This window comes from Bacillus sp. JAS24-2 (genome assembly GCF_008274905.1).
Taxonomy (GTDB): domain Bacteria; phylum Bacillota; class Bacilli; order Bacillales; family Bacillaceae_G; genus Bacillus_A; species Bacillus_A cereus.
Window position 1 is genome coordinate 333,220 of sequence record NZ_CP031069.1, and the last position, 15,811, is coordinate 349,030.

Genomic DNA, 15,811 nt, shown 5'->3' on the forward strand with positions numbered 1-15,811 from the left:
TCTGTCTCCTTTGTAAAGGACATTAAAAAAGCTAGGCAACATCAAAAAACTATTTCTATATTCAATAGTTTCACCTTTTTTGAATTCCATTGACATCTATAATAATTATGTATGTTATATATTTCTAAATCTCTTGTTTTAATTAAATAACAGATTCGCTATGCGAACCGAACAAACAATCTCTTATTTCTCCATGATTCTACAAATGCGTTTTAAATTTTATACAACTTGAAACTGACCCACCAATGTCACCTTTATTTGATGAGGCCTTTTCTATTTTTAAATCGTAGTGCTTTTAATATAGTTTCTTTCATGATTTCATTTCGATTTCTCTTTTGTTTCCGTTGTTCTTGAAATGAAATTGAAAATTAATTATAGTATCCCAAATGGTATACACAAGCTATTTCACACAAATGATTGACCATATTCCTTAAATTGTATTTAACCATTAATTTTTGAATTACCAATAATATTTTTCTTGGTTATTACATTAAAGTTAATATTGTGATATATTTATATTCGGAATAATTATATATTACATTTAAAGGGAGAATTTTAATGGATAACTTACTATTGAAAAAGGACTTAACAACGGATCAAATGGTTCTTGTTACTTCAGAGTTTGAGAAAAAGAAAAAATCAAAAGGACTTGCTTACCTAATTTGGTTTTTTCTAGGCGGACTTGGTGGTCACCGCTACTACGCACGTGACTTTGGTATGGCAATTGCCATGACACTGACTCTTGGCGGACTTGGTTTCTGGGCTTTAATCGATGTTTTCTTTATTGGAAGCCGAATTGGTAAGAAAAATGAAATGTTAGAACGTGAAATTATTATGAAAGTTAAAAAGATGACTGCTTCAAAACGTTTATCTTCATAAAAAACCTCCTTTGGGAGGTTTTTTTACAAACACTTCAATTTATGTTTTCACTAAATACTTTTTCCAATAACAAGCATCCTCCCCCCATAACATGTAGCCATCAATACATCATACACATTTCTAATTCTTGTTTCTCACTGCGTGTAATCATATTCAATTTTACGTAACTCGTCCTTACTTCTCTTTTTATGTATTTTTATGTTTTAAGAAAATGACTCCACCAACTAGTAACAACAATGCTCCCACTGTAATAGACTTGACGCTTGTATGGAATTGATCACGCAGATATTTCGATGCAAAATTGCATATTTAATTCAGATATATTGATGTATACTAACAATGAACTACTCAACATTTTTATTTTAAGTTAGTATATCAAACCCTAACTACCTAAAGAACTTCAGTAAACGTATCTTTTGTATTTTTTATTTTAGAATTCCTCGATTTAAACTGTAAAATTGAAATATAATACAGATTACGAACCGTTTTACACGTATCCCGGATGAACCTCAGAATCACATATTGTTATAACTACTTCTATTCTTCTCTAATTACATCTATAACGTTATCCTTTTTAATTTTCCGAAGCGGAATTAGTACCGATACATAACTAATCAACAGTGCAGTAATAAATGTGATAAAACTAGATTGATAAGGAATAATCCATTCAAAAGACACCGTATTTGACAGTGCTACATAAAGAATATACGACAACATACAGCCGAAAAAGATCCCTTGTATACTTCCAAAGAAACCGTACAGGAGTCCTTCATATATAACCATCTTTTTCAAATCCTTTTGCGACATACCAATTGATTTTAAAGCAGCTAATTCTTTTCTTCTCATAATAATGCTGACTGTAATGGTATTTAAAATATTTACACAACCAATTAGTGTAATAACAGCTATAAATCCGTACCCTAATATTTTTATATAAAGTATATTGTCTGTATGGAAATTACTTTGAACAATATTATTTTTTACATCTATAGATGCATCTCCACCCAGTTTCTTTTGTATATCTAAAATTGTAGCATCAGCCTGAGATTGATTCTCTAAATCAATTTCAAAACCTGTTAATTTTTGTGGAGATGGTGTAATATATTCGGCTATTTTTTCACTAGTAATAAAAGTTATGGTATCCATTACTCTGCTCATATTAAAAATATCCAATTCTACAATTGCAGCTATTTTTAAAGTTTCTAGTTTTTCTTCATTGTAAGAGATTTCCTCTGTAGGTTTTCTTTCCTGCTGACTTGTTATTTGGATTTCATCCCCTACCTGAAAAGTACTTAGAGAACCTATATATTTTTTACTTGTATTCATATCATTTGATGCAGCTTGTTTTACTAAAATAACCTCTTTTTCACGATTTAATTTTGAAATATCAATTCTTCCACTAGTTACATTTTCAGCTAGTTTCTTTAAACTATTCTCATCGTATGCTTTTATTTGTGTTTTCATAATTTCTATAGTTTGATTATTATATTTTACTTTTTGATATAGCGATTCATTTCCTTTTAATTCTTTAATTTGTTTATTTTTTGGTACTTTCGTATAAAAATCATTTGCCTGATATTGCTTGTACAGATTCTCTACGTTATTAACTTTATGAATATTTTGACTCATACGATCTATGCTAGGCTTGTCTAAATTAGACTTAACCGTAACTGATATGTCCGATTTTAGAGCTTGAATTTCCGGTTGTTTACGCTGAATGACAGTGTCTATGAGAAACGTAAACGTGATATACAGTACACTACTTATGATAATAGACAAGATTGTAACTGTATATCTATTTGGATTCCTTTGGATATTTTTTAATGCCATACTTAACGGAAAAGATAATGGTTTCTTTAGTTTTGTTCTCTTTTTTTTCTTTATTTTTTCTTTTTTTATAGCTAATCGGCTACTCACGGCCAATAACGGTGAAATTCTACCTGCAAAAAAAGCAGGGAAATAGCTTGAAATATAAACAGTTATCAATGTAATTAAAGAACTTACACATATAATTAACCAATCTAATTTAATTGTATATCCCATAGAGTTTTGAAGTACGTTTATCAGTACTTGATTAAGTAAAAAGACTACTAATATACTACACAAAATCCCAAAAAAGATAGCAATAATAGAAAGAAATGTTGCTTCTCTTATCACAATTTTCCTGATTTGTTTTTTTGTAGCTCCTATACTCCTCAGTAGGCCAAACTGTTTCATTCGCTCTACTATACTAATTTGAAATGCATTATAAATAATAACAATTGTAGAAATCACAACAATCCCAATACTAATAGCTGCTGCCGCCATTATCTCCACACTAGGCTTTAAGGCTTTCTTTAATTGGTCATTCACTCTTATATTTTCTTTATTCGTCAATAATTTAAATTGATTTTCAACTTCATCAAAGTTTGCGTACTTATGTAATTCAATCAATACGCTACCTTCTCCAACTTTAAACTTATTTTTATATGTCAATAATTGACCGGGTTTATTTTCCTGATTACTACTAGACTTATTTAACAAACCAACAAGTTTATATTTTTTTTCATGAATAGTAAACATACCGCCTAATTTAAGATTAGGCCCGAAGTAAGGCAGCATCCATTTTTCTAAAACAGCCTCGTTTTCATTTGAAGGTAGCTTACCTTCTACAGGAATACTAGACTTTAACAGCTTCAATGCTTGGTGATCTGCATACATATAAGAAACAGCTATATCATCAACATGGAGCACCTCTCCTGGAGTTATGATGCCATAAGAAGATATATTCGGATTACTTTTTATCATATTGAAAAGCTTTTGATTATAATTTTCAACTGAAATATTTGCAGAACCCATAGAACCTTTTTTAGCATTTTCAATTCCCGAAGTGTATCCACTATTTAAAAAAAGTCCAATCGTTGTTATTAGCGCCAATGCTAGAATAATACCTGTTAATGTTAGCAGAGTACGTTTTATATTACTTCTGAGATATTTTTGACTTAACTGTTTGTAACTATGAATCAATACTCCTCCCCTCCACATTTTTCTTGATTTTGCACTAATTGTTTATCTGAAATAATCATGCCATCTGTAATAGTTATAATTCGATCAGAGTTTGATGCGATAGCAGGATCATGGGTAATTAAAATCACCGTCTGATTATATTTTTTAGCCGTTACTTTTAATAAATTCAGAACTTCTTTTGTATTTTTTGTGTCTAGATTTCCGGTTGGTTCATCCGCTAAGATAATATCGGGTTTATTTATAAGAGATCTACCAATAGATACCCTTTGTTGTTGACCACCCGATAATTCAGAAGGCAAATGATCTCGTCTTTCATTTAACCCAAGAGTTCTTATAATTTCATCCAGGTAATGATTATCTACCTGTTCTTCGTCCAATAGAGCTGGCAAAGCAATATTTTCTTGTACATTCAAGACAGGAATTAAATTAAAAAACTGAAATATAAAGCCAACTTTTCTTCGGCGAAAAATAGAGAGTTCATTATCTTTATAATTGTAGATATTTTCATCACCTATAAACACATTTCCCGAACTCGGACGATCCAGCCCTCCTAAAATATGCAATAAGGTACTTTTACCAGAGCCTGATGCTCCAACTATGGTTACAAATTCCCCCCTATGAATGGAAAGATTAATTCCTTTTAACGCCTGTACTTGGGTTTCTCCCTCTCCATATGTTTTTACTACATTTTCTAATCTAACAACCTCCATACAACTCATCCTTTTCACCGATTAATTTTGAACCTCTACAAAATAGATTTTATCTTTATCGTACTCACCATTCTCGTCTTTCACTGCATACACTTTCGAAACGTCTTCGACCACCTTTTTTACCTTGTTTTTATTTTTATAATCAAAATTTTCTTTTGCAAACTGAATTAACGAAAGGCTTACTTCTTCTTCTTTTAATTGTTTATATGTTTCCTCATTAACAATTACTATCGGTGATGAAAAATAGCCAATCCAATTATTTTGTTCAATATGTTGAACAGGTATCATTTGTCCATTTAAATTTAAATTTCCATCCTTAACTTCCTCATCTTCCACATTTTTTCTATAAAATAAGTTTTTTTCACTCGTTAATTCTTTTATTTCTTTTACCTGGGTTGAAATCATTGAACTATCTTCTTTTGATAAGGGTGTTCTTACAATTCCTTTTTTTAAGAATTTTTCAGCTGTAGATTTTGTAATAACCGCATATTGTTTCTTTCTAACAGATGGTTTATCAAGTTCCTTGTCTATCTCTTCTTCAGTCATATTTCCTCCTTTTTCTTTCCATTCTTTCTTAAAATCTTCTTTCTGTTCGGTAGTAAGTTCTTGTTTTATTATTTCTGTGACCAATTTATAACTATAATCTGCTGTTCGTACGTTTTGATCTTTATACAGATTTTTGACAGCTGATATATTTTCTTTCGTTCCAGATACCATGATACCGTTTACTGGTTGTGAGGGACCATTTATATACCGATTTACAGCAAACCCTATACCTATAAAAATCGCTGTTACTACTAGAAATCCTATTATCTTTTTCATTTTCTTCCTCCTCATATACTTTGTTTAATCTGGGATTAGAACAGTAGTTTTTTCTTTATATAAACAGTGGCTAAAATGCTACAAGTCTTAATAAAGAATGATTACCTTCAGTATAGACGTCTTTAATTGTTAATTGAATAACGCTTGTCTTACTATATATACTTTAATCTTACAGTTTAGTAAGATTACTAAATCTAACTTTTTATATACTCGTAACTCTGATCAAGATATACTTTAAAATTAAACGGCTTTTATACACTTATTTAAGTACACACATACTTTTCAAATTCTAAAAAATCCGCTACCATTCGGCTCTTATTCTCAATGATCTGTTTTTTAAAATTCATTTACATAATTAATGCGAATTTAAATTTCATTTAACATTTTTGTATAAGATAACTTAAACAAAACATTACTGATTGTATAAAAACGTACAAATTCAACAAGACACTATTACAAGGTTTTTCAAAATATAAGCAAGTACATGTATGAATTACGTAAATATTCTGCTTTAAGTAATTGTTGTATCTCATTATGTACTGAAAAGCTTTAAGCCGATTTGGGTATTATGCTTATACTCAGAAAAGCCTCTAAAAGTCCATTTCCATACTAAACTATTTTAAATTAGCCAATCAACGTGTAAAATAACTGTCATAATCTAAAATACTGCCATAATCAAAGACAAATGAGGAGAGATACTGTGGATAAAGTATTATTCGTTGAAGACGATAACGATCTAGGAATGGCTATTGAGTTTACTCTAAAAGGAGAAGGACTTGAGGTTATAAGGGTTTCTACTGTACAAGATGCAAAAGATCAATATGAAAATAATAAATTTGACTTAGCTATATTGGATGTTGGACTCCCAGATGGAAATGGGTATGATTTATGTACCTATCTTAAAAGAAAAGGTGATATACCTATTATTTTTCTCACAGCACTGGATGAGGAGGCGAATGTAGTAATGGGCCTTGATATTGGTGGAGATGATTATATAACAAAACCCTTCAGGGTAAAAGAGCTATTATCTAGAGTAAAAGTACAATTAAGAAAAAAAATTAAAACAGCTTCTAATACTATATTGAGGTCTGAAAATATACAGCTTGAAGTTGAAGCAGCCAGGGCTTTTAAGCATGAGAAAAGTATAAATTTAACACATTTAGAATACAAGCTCTTATTAACATTAATGCTAAATCCTCATAAAGTGTTACAAAGAAATGAGATATTGAAAAAAATAGCAGATGAAGGGGAAGTGTTTTTCGATGAAAATACTCTTTCTGTTTATGTAAAAAGATTAAGAAGTAAAATTGAGGATATTCCACAAAATCCTAATTGTATAATCACACAAAGAGGTGTCGGATATTTCTGGAATAAAGACGTCAGTAAGGAGTAATTTAATGATAAATAGAGAAATAAAAATTAATATACTTACATTAGCATTAATCTCTTTTTTATTTATTATATATCAAGTTATCACAGTTCATATTCTTTATGACCATTTAAAAAATGATTATATTACTATTTGGAGTGAAATTACTGGAAAACTAATTGAACAAAACCCAGAAAATGAATACGAAATAATACAAGCACTTACAAATGATACAGCCAATAAAAAAGATTATTCCAGTGATGGAGAAATGCTATTAAAACAATATGGTCTATCTGCTGAATTGGATTCAAGACTTTTTCCTTATTTAAATAAACATATATCCCAAAACAATATATACATGTTCCTTGGAGCAATAGGGTTCAGCTTAATCCTAATTTTTCTAAATTACTTACAATATAAATCTTTTTTCTTAAAAATTAGAAATGTAACAGCTGCAGCGAATAAAATTATTGAAGGTGATTACACCATTGATATCAAGGAAAATAGAGAAGGTGATCTAGCTAAACTTGCTAATTCTTTTCATAAACTGAAACATGTTATTAGAAAAAGTATGCATAATTTAATGGAAGAAAAACAATTTTTAATTCAAACTTTACAAGATATTTCTCATCAACTAAAAACACCCCTCTCAACACTAACAGTGAACAATGATATCTTATTACAAGGTAAATTAAATGAACAACAATATCATTTTTTACACAATAATGATGTTCAAATTTCAAGAATCAACTTTTTAATACATAATTTATTAAAAGTTTCAAAAATAGATGCTAGAGCAATACTATTTGAAAAAGAAAACTCTGATATTATTGATACAATTTATGAGGTCATTGCTAGTTTGAACAGTAAATTAAATAAAAAAAATATGAACATACATTTAAAAACCAATGAAAAAATATCACTTTTCCATGACAGTATTTGGATGCAAGAAGCTTTATTAAATATTTTAAAGAATTCCATTGAACATTCAAATGATAATAGTTCTATTTATATTGAAGTCACAAACTCTCCTATTCATACTGAAATAATAATTCAAGATTTTGGTGAAGGTATTGCATCAGAAGATTTGCCATATATATTCGATAGATTTTACAAAACAAAAAATTCTAATAAAGAAGGGTCCATTGGAATTGGCTTAGCGCTATCAAAATCAATTATCGAAGCTCATCATGGATTTATTAAAGTAGAAAGTCAAAAACATTCATTCACAAAATTCACAATAACTTTTATGAAATATTAACAGTACATAAAAGTTATTATAAAACCCTAACCTTTGAGTATATTTATGAAAAATTAATCATCTGTTAAAAAAAGAAATTCGATTAATTTTTCATAAATGACTGTAGAGAGATAAATTTTTCCTTTGGGGGTAATTAAAAACCTTAGCTTGATGTGCATAGGATCACCATATCAAAAAAGGAAACTTGTACGTTTGGACACAATTTAGAAACAAAATATCCGATTCCTTGTACGTTAAGGGATTAGATATTTATTTTACTATTTTATATTGTGTACAATTTCTTGCTTATGAGGTCTGTGTGGCAACCGAACCAAATCTGATGGTAAGTATTAGTGGACATCAAAAATAGTACATTAATATAATTGCTTTTATTAATTATACAAGTCTACCTGTGGCAATAGTCTCAGGTATTTTTTCGTTCATTGTGTTTGTTTAATTTGTTATATTTTCTTAATAAAAAATAAGACACAGCCCAAATCACGACAGCGCCTACTATAGTTCCTATACACTTAATCAAAATCATTTATCCTCAAATTATTAATTACTTTGCTTCAATACCCATTCTCTTTACGAAAAGTATCTTTTCCATTCATGAAGTCAGCTGTATTACCAGGAATGCTATACTTCATATTCTTTTTCTTAGCTTTTTTCTTCACCCTCTTCTACAACAGCTTGTAAATCTGCCTTCCATTGTTTAAACAAATCCTTTTCACGACACAGCGAATTTGTACCCCTTGGTTTAAATCTGAATCAAATAACTATATTTTATCTATTTATATAATCATTTAATATAAATATTCATTTTTCCAAAAAATAAAGAGCACCTGACGATTCCAGATGCTCAAATATATGAAGTGGGGCTACCCCATTCTCTAATATATGCCTGTCCTTATTAAAAAGTGCAAAAAAAGGTACCCTTTAACAAATAAATATGGTGCTCCAAAGTTTCATCTCATATGATAATTCGTCCCATGAATTCATCATATGCTTGTCTAATTAGAATGTTCACTGGTTCAATGCGGAATTTCTTTTTAACTTTTAACAAATTAAAAACATCCATTTGGGATACTTAATGTACACTAATATTAATATTGAATAGCTTTATTGATAGACTGTCTAGAACAAAAAATATACTAGCTGAAACTGATCTATATCCAATATTCTTTCCTGTAACATTGATAGTAATCTCCGCTAAATGGGTTCGCACATCATCTCTTTCAAAAAGTTTATCTTCAACCTTTTCGACTATTGCTACATTATCCACTTCTTTAAAAGTTTTCAGCAATTTTGTTTCAAGTAAAGTAAAATCGAAATTTTCACCTTTAACCACATCAAATTTAATCTACATTTTTAACTAGTAATTATATCTATATCAATATAATTTTATATATTAACTTCAAATAATTCAAAGGTCATTCTTTATTAAAATCCCCTATTGCTTAAATTTGTTTTTTATTTTCATATAAGGTACGTGAAATTTTATTATCTCATTATTGAATAAGAGAAATTTGAATATCTAGTATTCCCCAATCTACTCTGCATGGTTCCATTATCCATTAAGCCTTTAATAGTTTACGTGTCTCATCTATTTGATTAAGTCTGTTTTTTTAAGAGATATATCAGAGATATTTTATATCTATTTCGTATGTGTGTTAACCAGTTCGTTTGCAAACTTGTTAGCACATTTTTTATATTTATTCTATTATATTTCTCTTCACAAACATATCATACTTTCCCTCTAACTCTTCCAGTTTCTTTTCTATTGATAATAGGCAGATTCGTCCTTTTATTAAAACAATACAAAGAAATCAAAAATATAATGACGGTATTAAATGCTAAACAAGAAGAAGGAAAAAGCTCGATGGGTAACTCTATTCCTATAAAACTTGATCTTGGTGCCCTAAATAATTTAATTGCTTCAGGGATAGCAAAAAATTCAAATTCATCCAATACCAATCAAGAATCCGAAAAAAAATAAGTAACTGTTCAATTACTCAAAAGGTGTAGCACACAAATGCAAAAATAAACAATCCCTTTCTCCCTATTTTATTTGTAATCTCCATCCAGAGTTACCTCATTTTAAAAAGGAGAATCGTCATGCACAAAAAGTCTATTTCGATTATTATTCCTATCCATAATGAAGTGAAAACACTAGCAAGCATTTTACAATCGTACCTACAGCTTGAACCTTTAGAAATCATCATTGTGATAAACGGATATATTGATAGTTCTTTTGGAATAGCAAAGTCTTACGGTTGTAGAATCCTTTCATGTGATGAACCGGTTAATCATAACGTAAGCCATGCTATAGGGGCAAAAAAAGCTAAAGGGGATAACTTGCTATTTTTAGACACTACTGTTGTTATTCCACCTTCTACATTAAAAAAATTTATTCGACCATTATTAGAAGAAAATATGGATATGGTATTAAATAATTTAAATTATATTTTTTACAAAAGACAGCGCCCTGACACAGCAACTATATGGCAGCAAATATCTAATCATTTTTTTCATCGCCCTGATTTAAACATAGATTCCTTAGTATTCTCTCCTTACGCAATGCCAAAAAAAGCTGTTGAGAGAATTGATGCTGATAGTTTAGCAAATCCAATCCTAGCACAGTTAAAGGCTATTAAAAATGGGTTTCGTATTTCTCATGATATGGAGATTGATGCAATGCCATCAAATCGCTACAACCCACAACAAAATTTATCCCCCTCTACACCACTTTCCGTTTATGAAAAGCAAATCATTGGCAATCACATTGAAGCATTAGCAAAGTGGATTAGTGATAAACAAAATTCACGAGCTCAATATACAGATAGGAACAGACGGCGAGATATTGTTGAAGGATTAAAACTCAAAAAACAAAAATATATGCCAAAAATCACTACAGGTCAGGAACTATACTCTAATACTTACGGGGGGAAACAATTATCCGTTATAATTCCTGTCCAAAATGAAGAAAGTACAATTGAAGCTGTTATTCAAGAAACACGAAAATTAAATCCTCTTGAGATTATTATTGTAGTTAATGGAACAACAGATCATACAGAAGAAATCGCGAACAAGTGCGGAGTGACTGTTATCACCTACCAAGAGGCACTTGGAAATGATACTGGACGTGCTATTGGTGCATATTTTGCAAAAGGTGATATTTTATTGTTTATTGACGGTGATTTTTTGATTTCTAGACCAATTTATTACCCTTCGTTCATTCCGTTCAAAATGGTGTAGATCTAGCTTTAAACAAATTAGAACATTACTATATGTATCGTTTTCCTTATTCTATTATGACTGCTTGCAAATATGCTGTTAATTTAGCATGTAATCGTAAAGATTTAGGCATGGGTTCAACAATTGCAGTCCCTCATGCTTTTAGTCGGAACTTTATTAACAAAATTGGTTTTGATGCACTTACCTCGCCAGTATTAAGTCAGGTTAGAACAATTATAGAAGGTTTTAAAGTTAAAAATGTTCATTCAGTTGGGATAGATACAATGAATCGTGTTCGTCCAGAAAAACATTTTTCTAAAAACGGAGAACTTCCGTTATCGACACAACAAATTATTGGCGATCATATAGAAGGAATTTCTTATCTCATCAATCAAAAAGGAAAAAGGGGACTTTTTTAATTTTATAATTCCCCCAAATTTATAGGATTAATTCAAATAAAAATAGGAAAAAAAGACGGATTAACACCGTCTTTTTTTTCCTATTTTTATACATCTTACTATTCATTAGTAGTAAATAAAGAAGGAATTTTTTTATTTACTACATTTCTAAGAATTTGCTAATTTAAGAAGTTTGAAAAGAAAGACTTGTTAATAGAGATGAAACACTTAAGTCATCATTTAATGTGATTGAGAAACATGCCACTAATGGTAATGTAATAACAATTGCTCCACTAGGTTCTATTACAATAGTAGGACTTGTCCCACATGTTCCACCACAATTTACGCCTACCGTCACTCCGCCTCCAGGAGTAATGGTAATCACAAGACATACATCAAAACAAACATTATTTGTAGTACACGCCATAACTGTCCCTCCTTTCTGTTAACATCTACTTATAGAATATGCACTTAACAAATTAAGGTAACGGTATATTTCATTAGTTAAATAAAATAAGAAAAACGCTTAATAGTAACTATCTAACTATCTTTTTGTAAGACTAAACAGTTCAGATGAAAAACTCAAATCATCATTTAATGTAATATCAATACATGCAATAAACGGTATGACTTTAAAATTAGACGAACACTCATCATTGCATCTTACAACTATTTCTGCGCCGCCATTTGGATTAATCTTGGTTTCTAAACAAATATTAAAGCATTTCCTACTTGTACAAGCCATTAATTTCCCTCCATTTCATTTATATTTTCATTACTAAATTATGTGGAATAACAAAGAAAGGCACGGCTATATATACATATCTACTAACTAGTAAAATCAAAACTATTAACTAGTGGCAATAAACATACCTAGGCGAACTAATTTCTAGTAATATATTTGCACTAAAATCTTTTAGGAACTTACAGTAAAAAAGAGTCTCTAGTAATTCAGGACTCTTTTTTGTTTACTTTATAACTCATTAAACAATAACTTATTTATTTTTGGTACCACGAAACCAAGCTATAGTTTCGTTTAAACCTTTCTCCCATGACGTACTTGGCTGAAACTGTAAAATTTCTTTTAGTTTGGTTACGTCAGGCCGACGATTTGGAATTTCTTCAAATCCATGCGGATATACCTCTTCAAAGGGAACATGAACAATTTTTGAGGATGAATGGGTTAGTTGATGAATGTTTTCTGCTACTTCTTGTACACTTTTTTCATTTTCAGAACCAATATTCAGTATTTCTCCATTTGCTTTTGTATCCATTGCGCTAATTGTTGCCTCTACCGCATCACTTACATACGTAAAGCAACGGGTTTGCGTTCCATCTCCATATACAAGAATGTCTTCACCTTGTAAGGCTGCATGAATAAAACGTGGAATTACCCCAGCATACGGACCATCTTTTGCTCTTGGTCCATATATATTAAAATAACGAACAATTGTTACTGGTAATCCCTTCAATGCATATCCCAAACAAAGGGTTTCTTCTAATGTTTTACATAATGCATAGCTCCAACGAATTTTTGAAGTTGCTCCATAGAGACGATCCCCTTCTTCTTTGAAAGGTGGTTTCGCTTTTCCATATACTTCAGAAGTAGATGCAAAAATAACTTTCTTCTTTCCAGCCAGTGCCGCTTGTAAAATATTTCTCGTTCCATCAAAGTTTGTTTCAATCAGTTCGATACTCTTTTCCATCGTGGTCTTTACACCTAAGATCGCAGCTAAATGAAACACAACATCATGTTGTTGAACCAATTCATATATTGTACCTTTTTCTAATACACTTATTGGAATGATAGGGATAGAATCCACTAAATTCGTATGATAACTACTTTTTCCTTTATAAAAGTTATCGACAATTGTTACTTGATACCCCCTTTTAACCAGTTCTTCTGCTAAATGTGATCCAATAAATCCAGCCCCACCTGTAATTAAACAACGCTTGCTCATGCACTCACCTTCTTTATGACACCACGTGTGTCTACAATATGATTTGCTTGTTTAATAAGCTGCCAATCAATGTTTGAATGATCTGTTAAAATAAGTGTACATCCGATCTGTTTCAATATAGTTTCTTCTAAAACAATTGATTCATAGAATGTATCTCCAATTTTTGCTGAAGAAATAAACGGATCATAATATTGCACTACATATCCAGCATCTACCAATAACTGTATGATAGGAATAGCTGGTGATTCACGCATGTCATTTACATCCTTCTTATAGGCAATACCAATAACCAAAATACTTGCAGGAGACTGTACGACTTCCTTCACTTGATTTACTACTTCTTGTGGCATTCTTGCATTAATTTGATGCGCTACTTCTATTAATTCACTAGTCAGACCATACTCATTTACTTTCCATTGAAAATATAAAGGGTCTACTGGAATGCAATGTCCACCGATTCCTGGTCCTGGCCAATATGGCATAAAACCAAAAGGCTTAGTGGCCGCAGCTTCTATCGCTTCACGAAAATCTATGTTTAATTTTTTACACAAAGCATTTAATTCATTCACAAGAGAAATATTAACTAAACGCTGAATATTTTCAAAGAGCTTACACATTTCCGCTACTTTTGGTGAACTAACTGGTACAACTTTATCAAATACAGTTGCATATAATGCTAAAGCTTTTTGTTTACATTTCTCTGTTTGACCGCTTACTACTTTTGGAATAGACTGCACCGTATATTGATCATTTGAGGGATCAATGCGCTCTGGGGAATACCCAATATAGTAATCTACCCCCGCTTTCTTTCCAAATCTCGATATAATAGGAATCACTATTTCTTCTAATGTTCCTGGATAAGTGGAGCTTTCAAAAATGAAGGTTTGTCCTGTTTGGAGATTCTGCTGAATATAGTTTGATGCAGAAATAAGTGCACTTAAATCGGGTTCTTTTTTTTGATTGATGGGGGTTGGGACGGTGACAATAACATAATTGCTTTTCTTAAACTCTTTAACACCATTCGTAGGTGTATACACAATTAATTTGTTATCTTGTAATAGTTTTCGTAAAACTTCTGAAGAAACATCTGGAATATAACTCTCACCTTTAGAAATCATTTTTATCTTTTCCTCATCTTGATCTAGTCCAATTACTTTATAGCCCTGTTTAGCAAAATGAACTGCTAAAGGAAGACCTACATAACCTAAACCAATAACTGTTACGATACAATTTCTCATTTTATTCTATCCTTCCTTTCTAAGCTGTTATATTATTATCTTTTTTCTTTCTCTATGATAAGACCATCATTTTTACGCTTTAGTAGGTTTATATAATACATAATTTTATTTTTCTCTAATGGAATATGTCCTAAATGTTTATCAAAATATAGATCTACTTTAACTTGGTTTATGATGCAATTTTCATTTATCTGTTGCAGCCCTGTGATAAAGGGCTCTAAATGATTTTGCATATCAAACTCGGCGGCTATATTTTGCAAATAATAAATATGAGGTACATATTTTATTTTGTTATAAAATGCAATAACATTAATTCTCTCTGCAAACAATTTTTCTATCTCTTCAATAGATAGATTGGGGTATGAGAGATTAAAAGCTTGATTAATAGACTCTGTATACCAATTTGTTAAAATCGTTTGAGGATTATTAACTAAAGCTAAGGATCCTTTTATATATCCAGCTAATATTAGAGACATAAAGCCCCCACCTGAACTCCCATAAAATAATACATTTTCTTTTGTTACATGTATCTTATTTATTATTTTTTCTAAAATTATAGCTATCTCATTTAAATAATATCTATCTACCGTTCCTTGCCCCCAACCTAAATTGATTTCGCCTAAATAAAGAGTGGGGTCATTATAGAAAATTAAAGTATCTTCAAAGTCCTTCATCCAGGTATATCTTTGGAAAATGGGAGGCTGTTGATTTTCACTTGCGCCTGAACCTAAGATAATGACATTTGGTGATTCTGGCTTGATACGAATAATAAATTCATAGTTTACTGCATTCCATTCAATATTTAGTAGAAAAGGTTCTGTCATAATAAAATGAATTTTTTTAAGCTGCTCATACAGAATATTTACCTTTTTCAACTGATTAATCGACTTAATCACCTCCTTACCGTTTCGTTATTTTTATAAAAAGACGAAGTGGGGGATAATTCTTTCC

13 protein-coding genes and 2 pseudogenes are annotated in these 15,811 nt (G+C 30.6%); 5 read left to right on the forward strand and 10 right to left on the reverse strand.

The annotated features are described in order from the left end of the window. Nucleotides 1-186: 186 nt before the first annotated feature. Nucleotides 187-446 (reverse strand): annotated as a pseudogene (locus tag DN407_RS32390) (IS3 family transposase); the annotation flags it as partial. 112 nt (nucleotides 447-558) lie between these two features. On the opposite strand from DN407_RS32390, the gene DN407_RS28620 reads away from it, so the two are divergent. Next, the gene (locus DN407_RS28620; RefSeq protein WP_000369371.1) at nucleotides 559-879 is read left to right on the forward strand and encodes a TM2 domain-containing protein; all 321 of its coding nucleotides are present in this window, start codon (nucleotides 559-561) and stop codon (nucleotides 877-879) included. A 537-nt stretch (nucleotides 880-1,416) separates the two neighbouring features. On the opposite strand, the gene DN407_RS28625 is transcribed toward DN407_RS28620, so the two are convergent. Genes DN407_RS28625 through DN407_RS28635 form a run of 3 tightly spaced genes read right to left on the reverse strand, consistent with a single transcriptional unit; the run spans nucleotide 1,417 to nucleotide 5,417 of the window. Then, nucleotides 1,417-3,885, reverse strand: coding sequence for an ABC transporter permease (locus DN407_RS28625; RefSeq protein WP_149216953.1), 2,469 nt, complete (start codon nucleotides 3,883-3,885; stop codon nucleotides 1,417-1,419). Further along, the gene (locus tag DN407_RS28630; RefSeq protein ID WP_149216954.1) at nucleotides 3,882-4,595 is read right to left on the reverse strand and encodes an ABC transporter ATP-binding protein; all 714 of its coding nucleotides are present in this window, start codon (nucleotides 4,593-4,595) and stop codon (nucleotides 3,882-3,884) included. The genes DN407_RS28625 and DN407_RS28630 overlap by 4 nt, the downstream gene beginning before the upstream one ends. A 21-nt stretch (nucleotides 4,596-4,616) precedes the next feature. Continuing rightward, nucleotides 4,617-5,417, reverse strand: coding sequence for a lipoprotein BA_5634 family protein (locus DN407_RS28635; protein ID WP_149216955.1), 801 nt, complete (start codon nucleotides 5,415-5,417; stop codon nucleotides 4,617-4,619). 700 nt (nucleotides 5,418-6,117) lie between these two features. Here DN407_RS28635 and DN407_RS28640 point away from each other — a divergent pair. Beyond that, nucleotides 6,118-6,810 carry a response regulator transcription factor gene (locus tag DN407_RS28640; RefSeq protein WP_098396981.1) on the forward strand — a complete coding sequence of 231 codons (693 nt, stop codon included), beginning with the start codon at nucleotides 6,118-6,120 and terminating at the stop codon, nucleotides 6,808-6,810. A 4-nt stretch (nucleotides 6,811-6,814) separates the two neighbouring features. After that, nucleotides 6,815-8,047 carry a sensor histidine kinase gene (locus DN407_RS28645; protein ID WP_149216956.1) on the forward strand — a complete coding sequence of 411 codons (1,233 nt, stop codon included), beginning with the start codon at nucleotides 6,815-6,817 and terminating at the stop codon, nucleotides 8,045-8,047. A 1,069-nt stretch (nucleotides 8,048-9,116) separates the two neighbouring features. Here the strand turns inward: DN407_RS28645 and DN407_RS28650 are convergent. Next, nucleotides 9,117-9,389, reverse strand: coding sequence for a hypothetical protein (locus DN407_RS28650; protein ID WP_227593391.1), 273 nt, complete (start codon nucleotides 9,387-9,389; stop codon nucleotides 9,117-9,119). Nucleotides 9,390-9,743: 354 nt separating this feature from the next. Here DN407_RS28650 and DN407_RS28655 point away from each other — a divergent pair, with 354 nt between their 5' ends. Continuing rightward, nucleotides 9,744-10,025 (forward strand): hypothetical protein, encoded by a 282-nt coding sequence (locus DN407_RS28655; protein ID WP_149217104.1) that lies wholly within the window; start codon nucleotides 9,744-9,746, stop codon nucleotides 10,023-10,025. 119 nt (nucleotides 10,026-10,144) lie between these two features. Next, nucleotides 10,145-11,682, forward strand: a pseudogene (locus tag DN407_RS28660) (glycosyltransferase family 2 protein). 163 nt (nucleotides 11,683-11,845) lie between these two features. On the opposite strand, the gene DN407_RS28665 reads toward DN407_RS28660, so the two are convergent. The 5 genes from DN407_RS28665 to DN407_RS28685 all read right to left on the reverse strand — a co-directional run bounded on the left by DN407_RS28665 (nucleotide 11,846) and on the right by DN407_RS28685 (nucleotide 15,756). Next, nucleotides 11,846-12,088 (reverse strand): hypothetical protein, encoded by a 243-nt coding sequence (locus DN407_RS28665; protein WP_097919490.1) that lies wholly within the window; start codon nucleotides 12,086-12,088, stop codon nucleotides 11,846-11,848. A 117-nt stretch (nucleotides 12,089-12,205) separates the two neighbouring features. Then, on the reverse strand, nucleotides 12,206-12,406 hold the full coding sequence (locus tag DN407_RS28670) for a hypothetical protein (protein ID WP_098569876.1): 201 nt from the start codon (nucleotides 12,404-12,406) through the stop codon (nucleotides 12,206-12,208). Between the two features lie 250 nt (nucleotides 12,407-12,656). Further along, the gene (locus DN407_RS28675; RefSeq protein ID WP_097919488.1) at nucleotides 12,657-13,622 is read right to left on the reverse strand and encodes a UDP-N-acetyl-alpha-D-glucosaminuronate decarboxylase; all 966 of its coding nucleotides are present in this window, start codon (nucleotides 13,620-13,622) and stop codon (nucleotides 12,657-12,659) included. Next, nucleotides 13,619-14,860, reverse strand: a complete 1,242-nt coding sequence (locus DN407_RS28680; protein WP_098569874.1) for a nucleotide sugar dehydrogenase — start codon at nucleotides 14,858-14,860, stop codon at nucleotides 13,619-13,621. Before DN407_RS28680 ends, DN407_RS28675 begins: the two co-directional genes overlap by 4 nt. 35 nt (nucleotides 14,861-14,895) lie before the next feature. Next, nucleotides 14,896-15,756 (reverse strand): glycosyl transferase family 2, encoded by an 861-nt coding sequence (locus DN407_RS28685; RefSeq protein WP_149216957.1) that lies wholly within the window; start codon nucleotides 15,754-15,756, stop codon nucleotides 14,896-14,898. Nucleotides 15,757-15,811: the final 55 nt, after the last annotated feature.

What these genes read in the sequence shown, in the direction of transcription:
- DN407_RS28620 (WP_000369371.1), top strand. Translation starts at nt 559, where the DNA reads ATGGATAACTTACTATTGAAAAAGGACTTAACAACGGATCAAATGGTT.
- DN407_RS28630 (WP_149216954.1), bottom strand. Translation starts at nt 4,595, where the DNA reads ATGGAGGTTGTTAGATTAGAAAATGTAGTAAAAACATATGGAGAGGGA.
- DN407_RS28635 (WP_149216955.1), bottom strand. Translation starts at nt 5,417, where the DNA reads ATGAAAAAGATAATAGGATTTCTAGTAGTAACAGCGATTTTTATAGGT.
- DN407_RS28645 (WP_149216956.1), top strand. Translation starts at nt 6,815, where the DNA reads ATGATAAATAGAGAAATAAAAATTAATATACTTACATTAGCATTAATC.
- DN407_RS28665 (WP_097919490.1), bottom strand. Translation starts at nt 12,088, where the DNA reads ATGGCGTGTACTACAAATAATGTTTGTTTTGATGTATGTCTTGTGATT.
- DN407_RS28670 (WP_098569876.1), bottom strand. Translation starts at nt 12,406, where the DNA reads ATGGCTTGTACAAGTAGGAAATGCTTTAATATTTGTTTAGAAACCAAG.
- DN407_RS28675 (WP_097919488.1), bottom strand. Translation starts at nt 13,622, where the DNA reads ATGAGCAAGCGTTGTTTAATTACAGGTGGGGCTGGATTTATTGGATCA.
- DN407_RS28680 (WP_098569874.1), bottom strand. Translation starts at nt 14,860, where the DNA reads ATGAGAAATTGTATCGTAACAGTTATTGGTTTAGGTTATGTAGGTCTT.